Below are 20,495 nucleotides of genomic sequence, written 5' to 3' on the forward strand. Positions count from 1 at the left end.
AACGGGCCGGCGCGGTCAGCCCTCCTCGGTGAGCTGTTCGTCCAGTTCGTCGAAGAGCAGCTCGCCGTGGTCGATCTGGCCGGTCCGGTACGCGGAGCGCGCGACCAGGTGCGCGGCCACCGGACCGGTCATCAGCTGGAAGAAGCCGATCAGCGCCAGCGTCGCGAGGTCCATGCCGCTGCGCAGCCGGAGTGCGACCCCGGCCAGCACGAGCAGCATGCCGAGGGACTGCGGCTTGGTCGCCGCGTGGCTGCGGGACAGGACGTCCGGCAGCCGCAGCATGCCGATCACGCCGAGCAGGCAGATCGCCGCCCCGGTCAACAGCAGGACCGCGCCCGCCGTGTCGACGATCTGGAGCCAGAGACTCATGGTGCCTCCTCGTCGGTCCGCTGCTCGCCGCCGGCCGGCGGGCGGCCCGGCGGCCGGTCGCGTACCGCGATGAAGCGTGCGATGCCGACCGAACCGGTGAAGCCGAGGAAGGCCAGCACCAGCATGATCGGGAAGTAGAACGGGTCCCGGGCGAAGGCCGACTTGGCGCCCAGCCCGGCGATGATGAGCGCCGCGCAGACGTCCAGGGAGATCGCCCGGTCCAGCATCGAGGGCCCGCGCCAGATCCGGGTCAGCAGCCCCGCCCCGGCGAGGACGATCAGGACGACGGCCGCGGTGAGCAGCACCCGGTCGACGGTCTCCGGCGCGCTCATGAGCCCTCCTCCCGTTCTCCGGGCCGCTCGCCGGTGTGCGGTGCGGGCGGCAGCGGTCCGGCGACCCGGTCGATCTCGTCGCGGGTGCCGAAGGCCCGTACGGTCAGCTCCTCCAGGCGCCACACGGAGCGCCGGGCGGCGTCCAGTTCGGCGGGCCGGTCCGCGTCGAGGACGTGCACGAAGACGGTGGCGGTGGCGCGGCGCACCTCGACGACCGACCCGCCCGGCACGTTCGACACGGCGACGGCGGTCGCCGTGAGCATCAGGTCCGAGCGGCAGCGCAGCGGCACGGCGATGACCGCGGCCCGGTGCGGGTGGTCCCCGAAGATCTGCCGGGTGACCTTCACGCCCGAGGTGTACATGTCGTAGAGGAGATAGGCGGCCAGCCGCAGGATGCCCCAGGGGTGCAGGCGCAGCCCCAGATCGACCTGGGGCAGGGGGAACGCCAGACAGACGGCGACCGCGACCAGGGCGCCGGTCAGTACGTTGGCCCAGTTCAGGCTGGACCAGAGCAGCACCCAGATGACGGTGAGCCAGGCGATCAGCGGGAGGTCGAGCACGCGCGGCCGGCGACTGCCGAACTCCACGCTGAAGGGGGGCAGGTTCTTGTTCCGGTAGGGGAACGTGATCAGGCGTTTCACCGGCCGAGCACCGCCTCGATGTAGGGGACGCGCGCGATGAGTTCGGCGGCCGAGCGGTCGGTGTACGAGGTCAGTGGTCCGGCGAACACGGTGAAGGCGAGGCCGAGCGCGACCGTGGCCGCGGTGGCCCAGGTCATCAGGTGCGGCAGCCTGGTCGTGGTGGTGACGGCGCGGCCGTGGAGGGTGGCCGCGACCGCGCGCCCGGCCGGCTCGTGGCGCAGCCGGACTCCCTCGTCGCCGGTGCCCGGCATCCGGTCGGGGCCCTCGTCGCTGTCGTCGTCGTCGCTGTCGTCGTCGGACTCCAGGACCGTGCCGTCCGCGGCCTGGCCGGGAGGCGCGGCCCGCCAGAACGCGAGGTTCCAGACCTTGGCCATCACGTACAGGGTGAGCAGGCTGGTCGCCGTCGATCCGATGACGAGGATCCAGGCCCAGACGCCGCCGTCGGCGACACCGGCCCGCATGAGTCCGAGCTTGCCGATGAATCCGGAGAGCGGCGGGATGCCGGCCAGGTTCATCGCGGGGACGAAGAAGAGGACGGCGAGCAGCGGGGCGGCCTTGGCGATGCCGCCGAGCCGGGTCAGCTCGGTGGTGCCGCCGCGCCGTTCGATCAGCCCGGCCACCAGGAACAGCGTCGTCTGGACGGTGATGTGGTGGACGACGTAGACGATCGCGCCGCCGTACGCCTCCCTGGTGGCGAGGCCGATGCCGAACACCATGTAGCCGATGTGGCTGATCAGGGTGAAGGAGAGCAGCCGCTTCAGGTCGGTCTGGGCGACGGCGCCCAGGATGCCGACGACCATCGAGGCGAGGGCGGCCGCCATCAGCAGGTCGCCGAGCCGGTTGCCGGGGAAGAGCAGGGTCTCGGTGCGCAGCATGCAGTAGACGCCGACCTTGGTGAGCAGTCCGGCGAAGACCGCGGTCACGGGGGCCGGCGCGGTCGGGTAGGAGTCGGGGAGCCAGGCGGCGAGCGGGAACACGGCGGCCTTGATGGCGAAGACGGTCAGCAGCATCGCCTGGATCAGGGTCTGGACGCCCAGCGGGAGTTCGGCGAGGCGGCCGGCCAGCTGGGCGAAGTTGGCGGTGCCGGTGGCCGCGTACGTCATGGCGATGGCGGTGAGGAAGAGCATCGAGGAGAACAGGGAGATGATCACGTACGTGGAGCCGGCCCGGACCCGGGGACCGGTGCCGCCGAGCGTGAGCAGGACGAAGCTGGCGACCAGCATGATCTCGAAGCCGACGTACAGGTTGACCAGGTCACCGGCGAGGAAGGTGCACGAGACGCCGGCGACCAGGATCAGGTAGGCGGGGTGGAAGACCGCCACCGGTGTCTCCTCGTCCCGGTCGGCCATGCCCTGGCCGAGCGAGTAGACGAGGACGCACAGGGTGACGGCCGATGAGACCGTCAGCATCAGTCCGGAGAGGCGGTCGGCGACCAGGGTGATGCCGAGCGGCGGCGCGAAGTCGCCGAGGTGGACGGTGAGCGGTCCTTCGATGTCCGCCTCGATCATCAGGGTGACCGAGAGGCCGAGTACGGCGGTGAGCACGGCGACGCTGATGAAGCGCTGGAACTGTTTGAGCCGGGTGCCGAAGGCGAGGCTCAGGCCGGTGGCGCAGAGGGGCAGCAGCACCGGCAGCGGGACGAGTGCGTTCACCCGGTGTCTCCTCGGTTCGGGTCGTCGGGTGCTTCGGGGTCAGTGGGTCCGGGTGCGTCGGGTGCGTCGGGTGTTCCCGGTTCGGTGGGCCGGGCCGCCGCGTAGTCCTCCGGGTCCGCGCCCAGGACGTCGTGCCACAGGTCGCCGGTCGCGTCCCGGCCGCGGGCCTGGAGGGCCCGGTCGGCGCGGAGTCTGGCCCGCAGACGGCGGCGCTCCTCGCGGTAACGGCGGCGTTCCTCGGCGGTGCGGTCGGATGCGGACCGGTAGCGCTCGCGCAGTTCGTCGCGCTCCCCCAGCACCTCGGCGCGCAGCACGATGCGCCGGTCCTCCTGGTCGTCGTGGACCTCGTCGGTGCCGGTCAGCTGGTGGCTGCGGTAGGCCATGGCGAGCAGGAACGCGGTGGTGGCGAGTGTGATGACGATCGCGGTGAGGGCGATGGCCTGGGGCAGCGGGTCGGTGACCCGGGCCAGGTCGACGCCGTAGAGGAGAGGCTCACGGCCGGCCGAGCCGGTGGCGGACAGGACGAGCAGGTTGATGCCGTTCCCCGCGATCACCGCGCCCAGCAGGATCCTGGTGAGGGGCCGGGTGAGCATGAGGATGCCGCCGACCGCGCACAGGACCGCGGCGGTGGCGAGGAGCGAGGCGCTGACGGTCACGGGGCGGTGCCTCCCGTCTCGGGCGCCGGTCCGGTGGCGGGTCCGGGCGGGGCTCCGCCTGTCTGTCCGGCCGCCGCCCGGTCGGCCGCCGCGGCCCGTTCGATCTGCCGGTCGATCTTGGCGCCGAGGGCCCGCACGATGTCCAGGACCACGCCCAGGACCAGGAGATAGACCCCGCAGTCGAAGATCACCGGCGTACCGAAGTGGAAGTCGCCGATCAGCGGGAGGTGTCCGTGGTAGGTCCAGGCGTGCAGGACCGTTCCGTCGGCGAGGCCGAGCAGTGCCACTCCGGTGGAGAGGAACAGGCCGAGGCCGGTGAAGAGTCCGGGCTGCAGGGGCGCGGCCTCGGCGAGTTCGAAGCGGCCGCCCGCCAGGTAGCGGGTGATCAGCGCGACCCCCGCGACCAGTCCGGCGACGAATCCGCCGCCCGGCATGTTCTCGGCGCAGAACAGCAGATACACCGAGAGCACCAGGATCGGGTGGAACAGCAGCCGTGCCACGACCTCGAAGACGATGGAGCGGTGCTCGGGCGCGAGCGTGTCGCCGGCCGCCAGCCAGCCGCGCTCGGGGGCCCCCTCGTCGCCGTGCGGCAGGCCCGTGAGCGGGGTCGTGGTCACCGACCAGGCGGTGTGTCCCCGGGTCTCCGCCGGTGCGCCGGCCCCCTCGGCCCGGCGGTGCAGGTAGATCAGGCTCGTCACGCCGATCGCGGCGGCGGCCAGGACGGCGGACTCCCCCATCGTGTCCCAGGCCCGCAGGTCGACGAGGATCGTGGCGACCACGTCCTTGAGGCCGTGGTGCGCGGTCTCCTCGACCATGGCGGCGCCGGCGGGCGCCGCGGTGCGCGCGGCGGCCGCGACCCACACCACCACGCTCAGCGTGGCCGCCGCGGCCAGTGCCACCGGGATGCGCACGGCACGCCGCCAGCTGCTGACCGACTCCTGGAAGTGCACCGGCATCCGGCGCAGGACCAGCACGAACACGATCATCGACACGGTCTCCACGCAGAACTGCGTGAGCGCCAGGTCCGGTCCGCCCTGGACGACGAAGAGCAGCGCGGTCCCGTAGCCGGTGAGTCCGGCCAGCACCACGGCCTTCATCCGGCGTCTGACGGTCAGACAGAGCAGCGCCGCCGCGCAGGTGAGCAGGGCGACGGCGCCCTGCAGCGGTACGTCCCACAGGCGCGGGGCCGCGGCCCCGCGCCAGGGCCGGTCCACGCCGAGCACCGCGAGCTGGCCGGTGAGCATCACGAGCAGGGTGGTGGCGAGGTAGACGGAGAGGGAGCCGCGCTGGACGAAGCCGGTGGTCTGGAGGGAGAGCCGTTCGAGGCCGAGCAGCAGATGGCCGAAGACGTTGTCCGCGGTCGGCCAGGCGATCCGCCGGGAGATCCGGGTGACTTCCCCGCGCGCGGCGAAGAGGACCGCACCGCCCGCCGTGGCGACGGCCGAGAGCAGCAGAGCGGTGCCCCAGCCGTGCCAGAGGGCGAGGTGGTAGGGGTGGGCGGAGGCGGGGAAGGTGTCGGCGTACGCGCTGAGCAGCCGGTCGGTCCACCCGACGCCGGGGCCCAGCACCAGTCCGCAGGCCGCGAGCACGGCGGGCGGGGCGAGGAAGGCCGGGCCGACCCGGTGGACGGGGGTGTCGGCGACACGGGGCTTGCGCCAGAACGCGCCCCAGACGAACCGTGCGGTGTACGCGACGGTCAGCATCGACCCGGCCGCCGTGAGGCCCAGCGCCCAGCGGTCCGCGGTGTCGCCGTGCAGCAGTGCGTCGAAGGCGGCCTCCTTCGCGGCGAAGCCGAGCAGCGGCGGCAGGGCGGCCATGGACGCGGCGGCGGTGACGGCGACCGCGCAGACGTACGGCAGCGCCCGGCCGACGCCGGAGAGTCTGCGCAGGTCGCGGGTGCCGGCCGCGTGGTCGACGATGCCGGTGACGAGGAACAGCGGTGCCTTGAACAGGGCGTGGCCGAGGATCATCACGGCGGCGGCCAGGGCGGCGTCGCGGTTGCCCACGCCGGCGAGCAGGGTGAGGAAGCCGAGCTGGCTGACGGTGCCGTAGGCGAGGACGAGTTTCAGGTCGTTGAGCCGCAGGGCCCGCCAGCCGCCGAGCAGCATGGTCGCGGCGCCGAGGACCAGCACGACGGGCCGCCAGACGGGTACGTCGGCGAAGCCGGGGGCGAGCCGGGCGACCAGGTAGACACCGGCCTTGACCATGGCGGCGGCGTGCAGATAGGCGCTGACGGGGGTGGGAGCGGCCATCGCGTTCGGGAGCCAGAGGCTGAACGGCCAGATCGCCGACTTCGACAGGGCGCCACACAGGATCAGGACCACGGCCACGGAGACCGCGAGGCTCGTGGGCGGCGGATCGGCGAGGATCGCGGAGATCCGGTAGGTGCCCGCCGCCTGACCGATGATCAGGAAGCCGACCAGCATCGCGAGTCCGCCGAACGTGGTGACGGTGAGCGCCTGGAGTGCCGAGCGGCGGCTGTGCCGCTGTTCGCTGTCGTAGCCGATCAGCAGGTAGGAGAAGACCGTGGTCAGCTCCCAGAACACATAGAGCGCGATCAGGTCGTCGGTGAGGACGAGGGCGAGCATGGCGCCGGTGAAGGCGAGCAGGTTCCCGGCGAATCCGGCGAGTTGCGGGGTGCCGTCGGTGAAGTACGAGGCGCAGTAGAGCAGGACGAGCGTGCCGACGCCGGCCGCGAGCAGCACCATGAGTTCGGCGAGCGCGTCCAGGCGCAGCCCGACGGTGACGTCGTACGCGGGGATCCAGGTCCACGACCAGGTGACCGAGGCGCCGGAGGCCACCGTGTCCCACTGGGCGAACGCCCAGCAGGTGGTGGCGGCGGGGGGCAGCGCGAGGACGACGAAGGCGCGGGTGCCCAGCCTGCGCACGAGCGGGCGCGCGCACGCGGCGAGGACGAAGTGGCAGAGGACGAGCGCGGTCATGGGGCCTCGCGCAGCGCCCCGCGCCCGTCCCGGGAGGGCGTCCGGGGCGCGCCCGCCCGGGCTGTCGCCGGACGACGGGGCGTGGCACCGGGTGGTGCGGTACGGGAGGTTTCAGAACGGGCAAGGGGCACTAAATACAGATATATCCCCAGCCGCGCTTCACTCGTCCGGCGCGCCGCGCCCGCTGCCGCGCAGTGCGATCCGTTGCGGGCCGCGAGCAGTGCCGGGCGGCCTCACCGACCGCGGCGGCCGGGGTGTCGCCGTACGGGACACCGGGGCGCCGGGGGCCGGATGCGGCGGGCGCACCGCGGACGCACTCGGCGGCGTGCAGTTCGCGGTGCACGTCGTATTCGACGGTGAGGCCGTCGCCGTCGCACGACGTGACCGCGGGACCCGGAGGCGGTTCGGGGACCACGGGGACCTCCCCGGTGCGGCACATGACTGCGTACGGACATCCTCAGCGTCTCGCCGAACCGGCCCGTGCGCGACTCGGGAGCGCCGCCGTAACGTCACTTTCCGGACAGCTCCGCGCGTTGATGGTGAAGGTGTGCGTGATCAGTGCTGAACACGTGAGCCCGATTCCTTTCTTTATTTGCAGTGTGACTAATATCTATCTGTCGAAGTTCTCAACTGATTTGACCAGTCGTGAGACTGGCACCACGTCAAGGAGCATGCCCTGCGCACGCGCGCGTCACGGCGGACCGACTCGACCACCATGTCGCTGAGGACGGCCCTGCTCGTACTGGCCATCGTCCCCGGTGTCGCACTGGCCGCCCTCTGGGCCGTCACCAGTGGTCAGACTCTGCTCGACTTCCAGAGACAGGCAGCCCAGGGGCAGTTGGCCCAGAAGGCCGGCCAGCCGTCCAACATCGTGTACTACAACCTGCAGGAGGAGCGGCGGCTGAGCGCCGAGGCTCTGGCCCGCGACGGAGGTGCCACCGACGCGCTCCGCAAGCAGCGCAAACTGACCGACGAAGCGATCACCAGCTTCCAGTCCCTCTCCGACATCGCCACCGACGACGCCCCAGGCGAGGTCCGGGACGCGGTCGTCAGGGCCCGTACGGCGATCACCCAACTCCCGGCCCAGCGCGCCCTCGTCGACGAGGGCGACAACGACCAGCAGAAGGCCGTGTACCGCTACTACACGGACCTGATCGCCGTCGACCTACAGCTCTTCACCGCACTCAGCCACGTCGACAACGGCGAGATCACCACGCTCTCGCAGCCGCTCGTCGACCTGTTCTGGGCCAAGGAGATGATCTCCCGGTCGGACGCCCTGCTGGCGCGCGGCTGGCCGAAGGGGAAGCTCAGCACGGAGGACCTCCAGCAGGTCAGACAGGCCGTTTCCGGCCAGTCCTTCCAGTACGCGACGAAGATCGCCCCCTACCTTCCCGCGGACGAGAAGGCCATGTGGGACGAGATCGCCGCCAGTTCGGCCTGGAAGACCAAGACCCAGGTGGAGAACCGGGTGCTGCGGCCCGCCGATCCGGACGGAGCCGGCTTCGTCACGCTCGGCGCCGAGGAGTCGACCTGGCGCGGAGCGATGGACGATCTCACTCCCCAGCTGGTGAAGCTGATGGAGCACCGCACCGATCTGGTGGTCGCCGAGGGCAAGGACAGCATCATCTCGCTGCTGATCAGGGTGGTCCTCACCACGGTCATCGGCCTCGCCGCCGTCATCGCGGTCATCTTGATCACCTGGCGTCTCACCCGCAACCTGCGCCGCCGCATCGGCCGGCTCCAGGAGCGGGCCGAGGAGCTGGAGAAGGCGCTGCCCGACGTCGTCGAGCGGCTCGGCAAGGGCGAGCGCATCGACGTCGAGGCCGAGGCCCGTGCCATCGGCGACGACGGCACGACCGGCCGGACCGACGAGCTGACCCAGCTCGGCAACGCACTCGACCTGGCGCGCACCAGCGCCCTCCAGGCAGCAGTCAAACAGGCCGACCAGCACCGCGGGTTCGAGCGGCTGCTGCAGCGCATCGCGCGCCGCACCCAGCAGCTGATCGGCCAGCAGCTCAAGAAGCTGGACGAGCTGGAGCGCAAGCACGAGGACCCCGAGGTGCTGGACGGCCTCTTCGACCTCGACCACCTCACCGCGCGGCTGCGGCGCTACGAGGAGAACCTGGTGATCCTCGCGGGCGGCTCGCCGCACCGGCGCTGGCGCAAGCCCGTACCGCTGCTGGACGTCATGCGCTCCGCCCAGGGCGAGGTGCAGGACTACCGCCGGGTGGTGCTGGACCTGGACGGCGCCCCGTGGCTCTCCGAGCGCGCCGTCGGCCCGGTCTCGCACGTGCTGGCGGAGCTGATCGAGAACGCCCTCAGCTTCTCCAGGCCGCCCAGCCCCGTCGAGGTCAGGGCGGCCCGGGTGAGCCGGGGCCTGGCCATCGAGGTCGAGGACCGCGGGCTCGGCATGGAGGAGGAACAGCTCGCCGAGGCCAACGAGCTGATGAGCCGGCCGCCCCGGATGGACGTGCTGGCGCACTCCGACGACATCCGGCTCGGTCTGTACGTGATCGCGCGCCTCGCCGACCAGCACGGTCTGCGGGTCGAGTTCCGGCACTCCGCCTTCGGCGGCACCCGGGTCGTCGTGCTCGTCCCCGACGCGCTCACCGTCCCCGGCCCGCACGCCGGTCCGGTGGCCGTACCGTCCCCCGAGGCCGAGGGCGCCGCACCGGCCCCGGAGCCCGCCCCGACCCGCGACGGTGACGCGCTGCCCAGCCGGGGCCGCGGTCAGGCACTCGCCGGGGTCACGGCACTGCACACGTCGGGCGCACCGTTCGAGACCACCGGTGAGCCCTACACGGTGGCGGAGGAGCCCTTCCCCGACCGGGAGGAGCCGCCGCTGCCGGCCCCCGCCGCCGACGACCCGTTCGGCGACCTGGAGCACCCGTACACCCCGTACGCCGACACCGCACCGGGCGCCGCGTACGGCCACCCCGTGCCCGCGCCCCTGTACGGCGGGGCCCGTCCGGACGTGTACGGCGAGACCGAACAGCCCTACATGAAGGCCGAGGGCCAGTACCCGGTGCCGCAGCAGTACCCGGTGCCCGAGGAGTCGTACCCGGCTCCGCCCCAGGCGTACCCGGGCACGTATCCGGCGGCCCTCCCCGACCGGGCCGGTTTCCCGGTTCCCGGACCCCGGCAGCCGGAACCGGCCGCCGGGCGCCCCGGCCGGCTGCCGGTGGCCGAACCCGACCATCCGGCTCCGCCGGCCGCGGGCACGACCGGCCAGGGGGGCGGGCCGGGACGGCCCGCGCTGCCGGCCGCGCCCGCGGCGGAACCCCCGTTGCCACGACGGGTGCGACAGGCCAGCCTCGCGGACGAACTGCGGCTCGACCCGGCCTCCGGGCCTGCCGCGCCTCAGCAGCCGAGCCGGTCCGAGAACCCGCTGCCCCGGCCGGCACCCCGCCGCGCCGGCGCCGCCATCGGAGCCTTCCAGCGTCGGTCCCGCGCCGCCCGCGCGACCGACGAGCCGCCGACGCAGCCCGGTCCTCCCGCCCCCCTCCCTACGAGAGAAGAACGGCCATGACACGCACAACCGCCACCCACCAGGACCTCGACTGGCTGCTCGACGGCCTGGTGGACTCGGTGGCCGAGACCCTGAACGCCGTACTGCTGTCCGACGACGGTCTGGTGGTGAGCCACTCGCGCACCGTGGAGCGGTCCGACGCCGAGCGGCTGGCCGCCATCTGCACCGGCCAGCAGTCCCTGGCCCGCGGTGTGGGCCAGCTGTTCAACGGCGGCGGCGTGCACCAGGTGATCGTCGAGCTGTCGGAGCTGTGGCTCTTCATCATCTCGGCGGGCCAGGGCACCCACCTGGCCGTCGTCGCCTCCCAGGAGGTGGACGCCGAGATCATGTCGCTGGCGATGCACAACCTGGTCCAGCAGGTCGGCCAGAAGCTCAGCACCCCGGTGCGGGGCGACTTCGACGCCTTCGGCGGCGGGGACGGGCCGCGCGCGTGACCCCGCCCTGGGAGGACGAGGAGACGGAGGAGGACGGGGCGGGCACCATGGTGCGCCCGTACACCATCACCCGTGGCCGGACCGCACCCGAGCGGGACGACTTCACCCTCATCACCGTGCTGACGACCGCACACGACCCGCGGGACGAACGCGGCGCACCGGTCCATCCGGGCAGGCTCCAGCCGGAGCACCGGATGATCCTGGACCGCTGCCGGCGTCCCGCCGCGGTCGCCGAGGTCTCCGCCGACCTCGACCTCCCGGTGTCGGTGACCAAGATCCTGCTGGCGGACCTGGTCGCCCACGGCCTGCTGCTCGCCCGTGCCCCACTGTCGGTGGCACGGGCGGCGGGCGGCGCCGACAGGGGAATGCTGGCCGCCCTTCGCGACGGACTCGGGAGACTCTGAGCCAAGATGACCATCAGTCAGGCGGCCCCCGCCGCCGTAAAGATATTGATCGCCGGCGGCTTCGGCGTCGGCAAGACCACCCTCGTGGGCGCCGTGAGCGAGGTCGCGCCCCTGCGCACCGAGGAGTTCCTGACCAGGGCCAGCATCGGTGTCGACGACCTGGCCGGCGTCGGGCAGAAGGACACGACCACCGTGGCCCTGGACTTCGGCCGGATCACGGTCAGTCCGGAGCTCGTCGTCTACCTGTTCGGCACCCCGGGCCAGGAGCGCTTCTGGTTCATGTGGAACGACCTGGTCAACGGGGCCCTCGGCGGCGTCGTGATCGCCGACACCCGGCGGCTGGAGACCAGCTTCGCCTCGATCGACTTCTTCGAGAGCCGGGACATCCCGTTCGTCGTGGCGATCAACTGCTTCCACGGCCACAACACCCGCACCGCGGACGAGATCAGGGCCGCTCTCGACCTCGACCCGCACGTCCCCCTGCTGGTCGGCGACGTACGGGAGCGGCCGTTCGGCCGTGACGTGCTGCTGGCCCTGGTGGACCACCTGATGAGCCTGCCCGTCGCGGCCGGCTGACCCTTCCCCCGACTTTTCCCGTTCTGGAGAGTTCCGACATGGCAACATCCCTGCGCGTCCTGATCCACGGCGGCGGTATCGGCGGGCTGACGCTCGCCACCGCCCTGGCCCGGCGCGGCCACACCGTCGAGGTCGCCGAACTCCGCGACGAGCTGGACGCCCTGGGCGTCGGCATCATCCAGCCGTCCAACGCCCTGCACGTCATGCGTGAGATCGGGGTGCTCGACGACTGCCTCGACGCGGGCTTCGAGTGGGAGGTCCTGACCATCGCGGACCCGGCCGGCAACACCCTGGCGGCCATACCGCAGCCCCGGATGGGCGACGCGCCCTCCAACAACGGCATCCCGCGCCCCGCGCTCGCGCAGGTGCTCGGCGCCGCGGCCACGGCGGCCGGTGCGACGATCCGCTTCGGCTCGACCATCACCGAGCTCAAGGACGACGGCGCGGGCGTGGACGTCACCCTGTCCGACGGCTCGGCCGGCCGCTGGGACCTCGTCGTCGGCTTCGACGGCATCGGCTCGCCGCTGCGCACCCGGCTGTACGGCGACCGCTACGCCCCCGAGTACACCGGCTTCGCCAACTGGCGGGTCACCGTGCCCCGTCAGGAGCAGGTCAAGGGGGTCGTGATGAGTACCGCGGGCCAGGCCGCCAAGGCGCTGCTGACCCCGATCACGGACGAACTGATGTACCTGGGGGCGGTGTTCGCCGAGTCCGAGGACTTCAGGCCCGACCCCGAGAAGGCCCACGAGCAGCTCAAGGAGCGGCTGCCGATGTTCTCGGGACCGGTCGCCGAGGCGCTCGCCACGGTCACCGGCCCGGACGCGGTGGTGTACTCGCGGATCTCGCAGGTGACCGTCGAGGAGCCGTGGCACGTCGGCCGGGTGGTGCTGGCCGGTGACGCCGCGCACGCGTGCACCCCGCACATCGCGCAGGGCGCGGCGATGGCGGTGGAGGACGCACTGGTGCTCGCCGAGTCCCTGGACGCCGGTGCGGACGTCCCGGCCGCCCTCGGCCTCTGGGAGGAGCGGCGCCGGCCCCGCGCCATGTGGGTGCAGGCGATGTCGCGTGCCGTGCTCAAGCAGGAGACGGGCGGCGAGACGACGCCCGAGGAGGACGAGCTGCTGAAGGTCGGCATCCCGGGTGCGGCGCACGTGCTGGTGAAGCCCTACTGATCCGCCGGGCGTGCCGCGCGGTCCGGGCCGCGCGGCACGCTCAGGGCAGGACCGCCACTCCGTCGATCTCGACGAGCGCCTGTTCGTCCCAGAGGCGCACCACCCCGATGACGGCCATCGCCGGGTAGTCGCGGCCCGCCAGCTGCCGCCAGATCCGGCCCAGTTCGGCGACGTTGGCCCGGTAGTCGGCGACGTCGGTGGCGTAGACCGTGACCCGGGCCAGGTCCTGCGGGGAACCACCCGCCGCGCGCAGGGCGGTGAGCAGATTGCCCAGGGCTGTCGCGAACTGCTCGGGAAGCGTGCTCCCGACGACGTCGCCGCGCCCGTCGAGCGCGGTCTGTCCGGCCAGGAAGACCAGATGGCCCCCGGTGACGGTCACCGCGTGCGAGAAGCCCGCGGGCGGTGAGAGTTCGGCGGGGTTGATCCGGTGGATCGGGCTCATGCGGACGGCTCCCGGTTCGCGTACAGCTCCTTGGCGATGATGGTGCGCTGGACCTCGCTGGCGCCCTCGTAGATCCGTGGGGCGCGGACCTCGCGGTAGAGGTGTTCGAGGAGGTGGCCGCGGCGCAGGGCGCGGGCGCCGTGCAGCTGGACGGCGGTGTCCACGACGTACTGCGCGGTCTCGGTGGCGTACAGCTTGGCCATGGCCGCCCGCCGCGGGACGCCGGGCTCCCCCGCGTCGTACGCGGCGGCGGCCGCGTACACCAGGAGCCGGGCGGCCTCCGTGCGCGTCGCCATCTCCGCGACCTGGTGGGAGACGGCCTGCAGCTCCGCGAGCGGCCCGCCGAACGCGGTGCGGGTGGCGGTGTGCGCCACGGTGGCATCGAGGGCCGCGCGGGCCATGCCGACGGCGAAGGCACCGACGCTGGGCCGGAACAGGTTGAGGGTGTTCATGGCGACCCGGAAGCCACGGTCCGGTTCGCCCAGCACGTCGTCGGGGGTGACCGGGACGCCGTCGAAGTCCAGGGCGCCGATCGGGTGCGGGGAGAGCATGTCCAGGGCGGTGCCGGTCAGCCCGGGGCGGTCGGCGGGGACCAGGAACGCTGTGACGCCGCGGGCTCCGGCGCCCTGTGTCGTCCGGGCGAAGACGGTGTAGAAGTCGGCCTCCGGGGCGTTGGAGATCCAGCACTTCCCGCCGCTCAGCCGCCAGCCGCCGGGCGCGTGGACGGCTTCCAGGGCGAGGGCCGCCGCGTCGGACCCCGCCCCCGGCTCGCTCAGCGCGAACGCGGCGACGGCGCGGCCCGCGCGGACCTCGGGGAGCCAGCGCTCGCGGTGGGCGGGGGTGCCCGCCTGCACCACGGGATACGTCCCGAGGCCCTGGAGCGCAAGCGCGGTCTCCGCCTCCGTGCAGCCGCGGGCGAGCGACTCGCGCAGCAGGCAGAGGTCGAGCGCGCCGGAGCCCAGCATCCGGTCCAGCAGGCCGAGCTCGCCGAGCGCGGCGACCAGCGGGCGGTTGACGTGCCCGGGCTCGCCCTTGCCGGCGAGCGGGCGCAGCCGCTCGGCGGCCAGCGTGCGCAGCTCCTCGCACCAGGCGGTCTGTGCCGGATCGAGTGAGAATGCCGTCATACCGGCGCCTCTCTGGTCGAAGTCCCGTCGGAAACCGTGCGTGTGCCGTCCCGCTCGGTGCTCGTTCCTTTTATCGCGGACCGTTGACTACCGTCACCCAAACGATACGCTCCAAGGGCGACAAGGGGGCGATCCTTCATGGACCCGAATACCTCAGCGCACATCGACAGCTTTGCCAGGGAACATCTGCCACCCGCGGACCAGTGGCCGGAACTGGTCTTCGACCTGCCCGAGCTGCACTATCCGGACCGGCTGAACTGCGCCGCCGAGCTCCTGGACCGTACGGCCGAGCGCTTCGGACCGGACCGGGCCGCCTTCCGTACGCCCGACGGCGGGGTGCTGAGTTACGGGGAGCTGCGGGAGCTGAGCGACCGCATCGCCCACGTCCTCACCACGGACCTGGGGGTCGTGCCGGGCAACCGGGTTCTGCTGCGCGGGCCCACGACGCCCACCCTCGCGGCCTGCTGGCTGGCGGTGCTGAAGGCCGGCGCGATCGCCGTCACCGTACTGGCCCAGCAGCGGGCCTCCGAACTCGCCACGATCTGCTCGATCGCCCGGATCAGTCACGCGCTGTGCGACGTCCGGTCGGTCGACGACCTGGTCAAGGCCGAGGTGCCGGGGCTGCGGACCACGGCGTACGGCGGTGACGCACCGGACGACCTGCTGCGGCTGGCGGCCGGCCGGCCCGGCCGCTACCGCGCGGTGGACACCGCGGCGGACGATGTCGCGCTGATCGCCTTCACCTCGGGGACCACCGGACGCCCCAAGGGCTGCATGCATCTGCACCGCGACGTACTGGCCATCGCCGACACCTTCTCGCGGCACGTGCTGCGGCCGGTGCCCGACGACGTGTTCGCGGGCAGCCCGCCGCTCGGCTTCACCTTCGGGCTGGGGGGCCTGGTGGTGTTCCCGCTGCGGGCCGGCGCCTCGGCCCTGCTGCTGGAACAGGCGGGCCCCAAGCAGCTGCTGCCCGCCCTGGCGGCCCACCGGGTCTCGGTGCTGTTCACCGCGCCGACCGCCTACCGGGTGATGCTCGACCAGCTCGAAGGGCACGATCTCTCCGCACTGCGCCGCTGTGTGTCGGCGGGTGAGAACCTGCCCGTCGCGACCTGGCGGTCCTGGTACGAGCGGACCGGCCTGCGGATCATCAACGGCATCGGAGCCACCGAGCTGCTGCACATCTTCGTCTCCGCCGCGGACGAGGCGATCCGCCCCGGCACCACCGGGCTCCCGGTCCCCGGCTGGCAGGCCCGGGTGGTGGACGGGGAGGGCGCCCCGGTGCCGGACGGCGAGCCGGGGCTGCTGGCCGTGCGCGGACCGGTCGGCTGCCGCTATCTCGCCGACGGGCGGCAGCGGGAGTACGTACGGCACGGCTGGAACCTCACCGGCGACACCTATGTGCGCGACGCGGACGGCTACTTCCGCTACGTGGCCCGCGCCGACGACATGATCATCTCGTCCGGGTACAACATCGCGGGCCCCGAGGTCGAGGACGCCCTGCTGCGCCACCCCGAGGTGGCGGAGGCCGCCGTGGTGGGCCGGGCGGACGAGCTGCGCGGCCGGATCGTGGCGGCGTACGTGGTGCGGCGCGAGGGCTCCACCCTGACGGCCGAAGCCCTGCGCGGCTTCATGCGCGCCGAACTGGCCCCGCACAAATGCCCCCGCCTCATCACGTTCCTGCCCACGCTCCCCCGTACCGCCACCGGAAAACTGCAACGGTTCCGGCTCCGCGAGGACGAACACGGTGCGGGAGCGGGCACACCGGACCGAGAATGATCACATGGTCGAACCGCACACTCCCCGCTCGCTGATAGTCACCCTCTACGGTGCGTACGGCCGCACCCGGGGCGACGCCCCGATGCCGGTGGCGGAGCTCATCCGGCTGCTGGGCGCCGTCGGCGTCGAGGCGCCGGCCGTGCGGTCGTCCGTGTCGCGGCTGAAGCGGCGCGGGCTGCTCGTCGCGGCGCGTACGGCGGGCGGGGCGGCCGGATACGCCCTGTCGGCCGATGCCCGGCAGCTGCTCGACGACGGGGACCGGCGGATCTACCGGCATCCGGACCCGCGCATCGAGGACGGCTGGGTGCTCGCCGTGTTCTCCGTGCCGGAGGCCGAACGCCACAAGCGGCACCTGCTGCGATCACGCCTGTCCCGGCTGGGATTCGGCACCGCGGCGCCCGGTGTCTGGATCGCACCGGCCGGGCTGTACGACGAGACCAGGCACACCCTGGAGCGGCTGGAACTCGCCCCGTACGTGGAGCTGTTCCGCGGCGACCACCTGGGCTTCGCGGCCACCGGGGAATCTGTGGCCCGCTGGTGGGACCTGGAGGCCGTGGCCCGGCTGCACGACGACTTCCTGGAGCGGCACGAACCGGTACTGCGGTCCTGGGAGTCCCGCCCCGACGAGGCGCCGGAACCGGAGGCGGCGTACCGCGACTACCTGTCGGCGCTGGACTCCTGGCGGCGGGTGCCGTACGCGGACCCGGGGCTGCCGCGGGAGCTGCTGCCGGAGAAGTGGCCGGGCGGCAGGTCGGCGGAGGTGTTCGGGCTGCTGCACGAGCGGTTGCGGGACGCGGGGGCGGAGTTCGTCGGGCAGTAAACCAGCTGCCCCGGCAGCACGGCTCCCGGCAGAATGCGGATGCATGACCTGGACCTTCACGGACGACGTCGAGCTCTTCCTCGAAGCGGCCGGCCCCTCGCTCGCCGCCAGCCCCGCCGAGAGCACGCTCGTGCTGACCGTCACCGCCTCCCTGCGCCGGCACGGGCCGCACGCCTACGGTGACCATCCCCCGGTGATGGGCTGGTGGCGCGGTGCCGACGGCGAGGTCGCGGGCACCCTGTTGCACACACCGCCCTATCCCGCGACGCTGAACGCGCTCGCCCCGGAGGCGGTGGGCCCGTTGATGGCCGCCCGCCGGCTCACGGACGTCAACGCGGACCGGGCCACGGCCCGGGCGGTGGCGGCCCACTGGCCGGGGCACCGGGTCGACGAGGAGCAGCGGCTGTACCGGCTGGGCGAGCTGATCCCGCCGTCCCCCGCCCCGGCGGGCCGGGCGAGGGCCGCGACGCCCGCGGACCGGGAGCTGCTGCTGGGCTGGTTCGCCGCGTTCGCGGTCGAGATCGGGGGGCCGGGTGCGCGCGGCGCACGTCAGGCACGGGCGGTCGACGAGCGCACGGCGGAGGGCCGGCTGACGCTCTGGGAGAACGACGGTGTCCCCGTGTCGATGGCGGGCATCTCGCCGCGGCTCGCGGGCACCGCGCGCGTCGCCCCCGTCTACACCCCGCCGGAGCACCGCGGCCGCGGCTACGCGGCGGCGGTGACCGCCGAGGTCAGCCGCGCGGCCAGGGAGGCGGGTGCGCAGGAGGTGCTGCTCTTCACCGACCTCGCCAACCCGACGAGCAACGGCGTGTACAAGCGCCTCGGTTATCGCCCGGTCGCGGACCGGCTGCTGGTCCGGGCCGAGGAGGCGAGCGATGGATGAACCGCCCGAACCGGCGTGGCTGGTCGCGGCGAACGTGGTGCGGTGGCGGCGGTACGGGGATCTGGGGCAGGAGTTCCGGCCGGGCACGAAGGCGTTCCGGGGCGGGGCGAAGGTCTACGTCATGGACACCTACCCCGGGATGGGGAACGAACAGCTGACCGCGGTGGGTCATGGCCGGCACACCGGGCGCTGGATCACCATCGACACCGGGACCCGGCATCTGCACACCTTCCGGGCGCAGTTGGTGTACGCACCGGCCGTGCTCCGGCGGTGTGCCGGGCTGCCGCCGCGGACGCGTGAGGAGGCGGCGGAGCTGGCGGAGCGGCTGGAGCGCACCGCGCGGCTCGCGCGCCACACCCACCACGCCGCCCCGCACCCCGATCCCTGCCTGTGTCACGAGTGCCTGCCGCTCAGCCCAGGGTGAGCCGGGGCTTCGGTGCGTCCGTGCGGCCCGTCGGCGGGGGGCGGCTGCCCGCGCGGTACGGGAGCGGCCAGGGCGCGCCCGGTCCCGTGTAGTCCTGTGCGGCCGCCGCGTGGAGCGTCCAGTGCGGGTCGTGGAGATGGGGGCGGGCCAGGGCGCAGAGGTCGGCGCGGCCCGCGAGCAGCAGTGAGTTGACGTCGTCCCAGGAGGAGATGGCGCCGACCGCGATGACGGGCACGCACAGGGTGTTGCGGATCCGGTCGGCGTACGGGGTCTGGTAGGAGCGCCCGTACTCGGGCCGCTCGAAGGGGACGACCTGGCCGGTGGAGACGTCGATGGCGTCGGCGCCGTGTGCGACGAAGGCGCGGGCGATCTCGACGGCGTCCTCACCGGTCGTGCCGCCCTCGGCCCAGTCGGTCGCGGAGATCCGGACGGTCATCGGCCGGTCGTCGGGCCACCGTTCGCGGACCGCGTCGAAGACCTCGAGCGGGAAGCGGAGCCGGTTCGCCAGGGTGCCGCCGTAGGCGTCGGTGCGGTGGTTGGTGAGCGGGGAGAGGAATCCGGAGAGCAGGTAGCCGTGGGCGCAGTGAAGTTCGAGGAGGTCGAACCCGCAGGTGTCGGCGCGGGCGGCGGCGGCCGCGAACTGCTCGCGGACGGCGTCCATCCCGGCACGGTCCAGCGCGTGCGGGGTCTGGTTGACGCCTTCGGCGTACGGGATCGGGGAGGCGGCGGTGAGCGGCCAGTTGCCGCGGTCGAGCGGCTGGTCGATGCCGTCCCACATGAGCCGGGTGGAGCCCTTGCGGCCGGAGTGGCCGAGCTGGATCCCGATCGCGGTGCCGGGTGAGCCGGTGTGCACGAAGCCGGTGATCCTGCTCCAGGCGGCCACCTGTTCCGCGGTGTAGAGGCCGGTGCAGCCGGGGGTGATGCGGCCCTCGGGGCTGACGCAGACCATTTCCGTCATGACCAGTCCGGCGCCGCCGAGCGCCCGGGCGCCGAGGTGCACGAGGTGGAAGTCGCCGGGGACGCCGTCGGTGGCGGAGTACATGTCCATGGGCGAGACGACGACGCGGTTGCGCAGTTCCAGTCCGCGCAGCCGCAGCGGGGTGAACATCGGCGGGGTGCCCGGCGGGCAGCCGAACTCGTCCTCGACGGCCGCGGTGAAGGAGGCGTCGCGCAGCCGCAGGTTGTCGTGGGTGACGCGGCGGCTGCGGGTGAGGAGGTTGAAGGCGAACTGGCGGGGCGGCTGGTCGACGTAGGTGCCCAGCTCCTCGAACCAGCGCAGGCTGGCCGCCGCGGCGCGCTGGGTCGACTCGACGACGGGCCGGCGCTCGTTCTCGTACGCGGCGAGGGCGGCGGGCAGGGTGGGCTGTTCCTCGATGCAGGCGGCGAGGGCGAGGGCGTCCTCCACGGCGAGTTTGGTGCCGGAGCCGATGGAGAAGTGGGCGGTGTGGGCGGCGTCGCCGATGAGGACGGTGTTGCCGTGCGACCAGCGTTCGTTGACGACGGTGCGGAAGGTGAGCCAGGAGGAGTTGTGGGAGCGCAGCGGCCGGTGGCCGAGGGCGTCGGCGAAGATCTTGGCGCAGTGCCGCGTCGACTCCGCCGGGTCGCAGGTGTCGAATCCGGCCGCGCGCCAGACCTCTTCGCGCATCTCGACGATGACGGTCGAGGCGCCGGGTCCGTCCGGCGCGGAGGGCGACGGGCGGGAGTACGGGTAGGCGTGCAGTTGCATCACGCCGTAGGCGGTCTCGGCGGTCTCGAAGCGGAAGGCGTCGAGGGCGAAGTCGGCGGCGAGCCAGATGTAGCGGCAGCGGTGGGTGGTGAGGCGGGGGCCGAAGTGCTCCGCCTGGGCGTCGCGGGTGAGGCTGTGCACCCCGTCGGCGGCGATCACCAGGTCGTGGGAGGCGGCGAGTTCGGCGGCGGACGGCGCCCGTTCGCGGAAGCGGAGGCTCACCCCCAGGCCGGCGCAGCGTTCGTGGAGGATCTCCAGGAGCCGGCGGCGGCCGAGCGCGGCGAAGCCGTGACCGCCGGAGGTCTGGGTGTGGCCGCGGTGGACGATGTCGATGTCGTCCCAGCGGACGAACTCGCGCTGGAGGGCGGCGTGGACGGCCGGGTCGGCGTGCTCGATGCCGCCGAGGGTCTCGTCGGAGAGGACGACGCCGAAGCCGAAGGTGTCGTCGGGGGCGTTGCGCTCCCAGAGGGTGATCTCGCGCTCCGGGCCGAGCCGTTTGAGGAGTGCCGCGGCGTAGAGCCCGCCGGGGCCGCCGCCGATGACGGCGATCCGGCGGAGCGCGGGCGTCTCGCTGTCGGGGGGTGCCACCCGGA

18 protein-coding genes are annotated in these 20,495 nt (G+C 73.0%); 9 read left to right on the plus strand and 9 right to left on the minus strand.

All coding sequences use genetic code 11. From position 1 onward, the window contains the following. Positions 1 to 15 precede the first annotated feature (15 nt). Genes mnhG through OG521_09295 form a run of 6 tightly spaced genes read right to left on the minus strand, consistent with a single transcriptional unit; the run spans position 16 to position 6,592 of the window. Positions 16 to 369: a monovalent cation/H(+) antiporter subunit G gene (mnhG, locus tag OG521_09270; protein ID WUW20967.1), complete on the minus strand. Its 354-nt coding sequence runs from the start codon at positions 367 to 369 to the stop codon at positions 16 to 18. Then, positions 366 to 701, minus strand: a complete 336-nt coding sequence (locus OG521_09275; protein WUW20968.1) for a monovalent cation/H+ antiporter complex subunit F — start codon at positions 699 to 701, stop codon at positions 366 to 368. Before OG521_09275 ends, mnhG begins: the two co-directional genes overlap by 4 nt. Further along, the gene (locus OG521_09280; GenBank protein ID WUW20969.1) at positions 698 to 1,342 is read right to left on the minus strand and encodes a Na+/H+ antiporter subunit E; all 645 of its coding nucleotides are present in this window, start codon (positions 1,340 to 1,342) and stop codon (positions 698 to 700) included. The genes OG521_09275 and OG521_09280 overlap by 4 nt, the downstream gene beginning before the upstream one ends. Then, positions 1,339 to 2,994, minus strand: coding sequence for a Na+/H+ antiporter subunit D (locus OG521_09285; GenBank protein ID WUW20970.1), 1,656 nt, complete (start codon positions 2,992 to 2,994; stop codon positions 1,339 to 1,341). Before OG521_09285 ends, OG521_09280 begins: the two co-directional genes overlap by 4 nt. Further along, positions 2,991 to 3,650, minus strand: coding sequence for a Na(+)/H(+) antiporter subunit C (locus OG521_09290; GenBank protein ID WUW20971.1), 660 nt, complete (start codon positions 3,648 to 3,650; stop codon positions 2,991 to 2,993). Before OG521_09290 ends, OG521_09285 begins: the two co-directional genes overlap by 4 nt. Beyond that, complete coding sequence (locus OG521_09295) at positions 3,647 to 6,592, minus strand: Na+/H+ antiporter subunit A (GenBank protein ID WUW20972.1); 2,946 nt, start codon at positions 6,590 to 6,592, stop codon at positions 3,647 to 3,649. The genes OG521_09290 and OG521_09295 overlap by 4 nt, the downstream gene beginning before the upstream one ends. A gap of 715 nt (positions 6,593 to 7,307) precedes the next feature. Here OG521_09295 and OG521_09300 point away from each other — a divergent pair. The 5 genes from OG521_09300 to OG521_09320 are packed head-to-tail and all read left to right on the plus strand — an operon-like array spanning position 7,308 to position 12,707. Further along, the gene (locus OG521_09300) at positions 7,308 to 10,121 is read left to right on the plus strand and encodes a nitrate- and nitrite sensing domain-containing protein (protein ID WUW20973.1); all 2,814 of its coding nucleotides are present in this window, start codon (positions 7,308 to 7,310) and stop codon (positions 10,119 to 10,121) included. After that, a complete protein-coding gene (locus OG521_09305) occupies positions 10,118 to 10,555 on the plus strand; it encodes a roadblock/LC7 domain-containing protein (GenBank protein WUW20974.1) in 438 nt (145 codons plus the stop codon). Before OG521_09300 ends, OG521_09305 begins: the two co-directional genes overlap by 4 nt. Before the next feature lie 47 nt (positions 10,556 to 10,602). Beyond that, positions 10,603 to 10,959 carry a DUF742 domain-containing protein gene (locus OG521_09310; protein ID WUW26623.1) on the plus strand — a complete coding sequence of 119 codons (357 nt, stop codon included), beginning with the start codon at positions 10,603 to 10,605 and terminating at the stop codon, positions 10,957 to 10,959. A gap of 6 nt (positions 10,960 to 10,965) precedes the next feature. After that, the gene (locus OG521_09315) at positions 10,966 to 11,535 is read left to right on the plus strand and encodes an ATP/GTP-binding protein (protein ID WUW20975.1); all 570 of its coding nucleotides are present in this window, start codon (positions 10,966 to 10,968) and stop codon (positions 11,533 to 11,535) included. A gap of 38 nt (positions 11,536 to 11,573) precedes the next feature. Then, positions 11,574 to 12,707: an FAD-dependent monooxygenase gene (locus OG521_09320; GenBank protein WUW20976.1), complete on the plus strand. Its 1,134-nt coding sequence runs from the start codon at positions 11,574 to 11,576 to the stop codon at positions 12,705 to 12,707. Between the two features lie 40 nt (positions 12,708 to 12,747). On the opposite strand, the gene OG521_09325 is transcribed toward OG521_09320, so the two are convergent. Together OG521_09325 and OG521_09330 are read right to left on the minus strand one after the other, a co-directional pair. After that, positions 12,748 to 13,149: a RidA family protein gene (locus tag OG521_09325; GenBank protein WUW20977.1), complete on the minus strand. Its 402-nt coding sequence runs from the start codon at positions 13,147 to 13,149 to the stop codon at positions 12,748 to 12,750. After that, complete coding sequence (locus OG521_09330) at positions 13,146 to 14,273, minus strand: acyl-CoA dehydrogenase family protein (protein WUW20978.1); 1,128 nt, start codon at positions 14,271 to 14,273, stop codon at positions 13,146 to 13,148. Before OG521_09330 ends, OG521_09325 begins: the two co-directional genes overlap by 4 nt. A gap of 138 nt (positions 14,274 to 14,411) precedes the next feature. Between OG521_09330 and OG521_09335 the strand changes: the two genes are divergently transcribed. The 4 genes from OG521_09335 to OG521_09350 are packed head-to-tail and all read left to right on the plus strand — an operon-like array spanning position 14,412 to position 18,176. Then, positions 14,412 to 16,049: an AMP-binding protein gene (locus OG521_09335; protein ID WUW20979.1), complete on the plus strand. Its 1,638-nt coding sequence runs from the start codon at positions 14,412 to 14,414 to the stop codon at positions 16,047 to 16,049. Positions 16,050 to 16,053: 4 nt separating this feature from the next. Continuing rightward, on the plus strand, positions 16,054 to 16,869 hold the full coding sequence (locus tag OG521_09340) for a PaaX family transcriptional regulator (GenBank protein WUW20980.1): 816 nt from the start codon (positions 16,054 to 16,056) through the stop codon (positions 16,867 to 16,869). Positions 16,870 to 16,912: 43 nt separating this feature from the next. Then, on the plus strand, positions 16,913 to 17,752 hold the full coding sequence (locus OG521_09345; GenBank protein WUW20981.1) for a GNAT family N-acetyltransferase: 840 nt from the start codon (positions 16,913 to 16,915) through the stop codon (positions 17,750 to 17,752). Then, positions 17,745 to 18,176, plus strand: a complete 432-nt coding sequence (locus tag OG521_09350) for a hypothetical protein (GenBank protein WUW20982.1) — start codon at positions 17,745 to 17,747, stop codon at positions 18,174 to 18,176. The genes OG521_09345 and OG521_09350 overlap by 8 nt, the downstream gene beginning before the upstream one ends. On the opposite strand, the gene OG521_09355 is transcribed toward OG521_09350, so the two are convergent. Beyond that, positions 18,163 to 20,490 (minus strand): bifunctional salicylyl-CoA 5-hydroxylase/oxidoreductase, encoded by a 2,328-nt coding sequence (locus tag OG521_09355; protein ID WUW20983.1) that lies wholly within the window; start codon positions 20,488 to 20,490, stop codon positions 18,163 to 18,165. The two genes, OG521_09350 and OG521_09355, sit on opposite strands and share 14 nt — an antisense overlap. Positions 20,491 to 20,495: the final 5 nt, after the last annotated feature.

Source organism: Streptomyces sp. NBC_01463, from assembly GCA_036227345.1.
Lineage (GTDB): Bacteria > Actinomycetota > Actinomycetes > Streptomycetales > Streptomycetaceae > Streptomyces.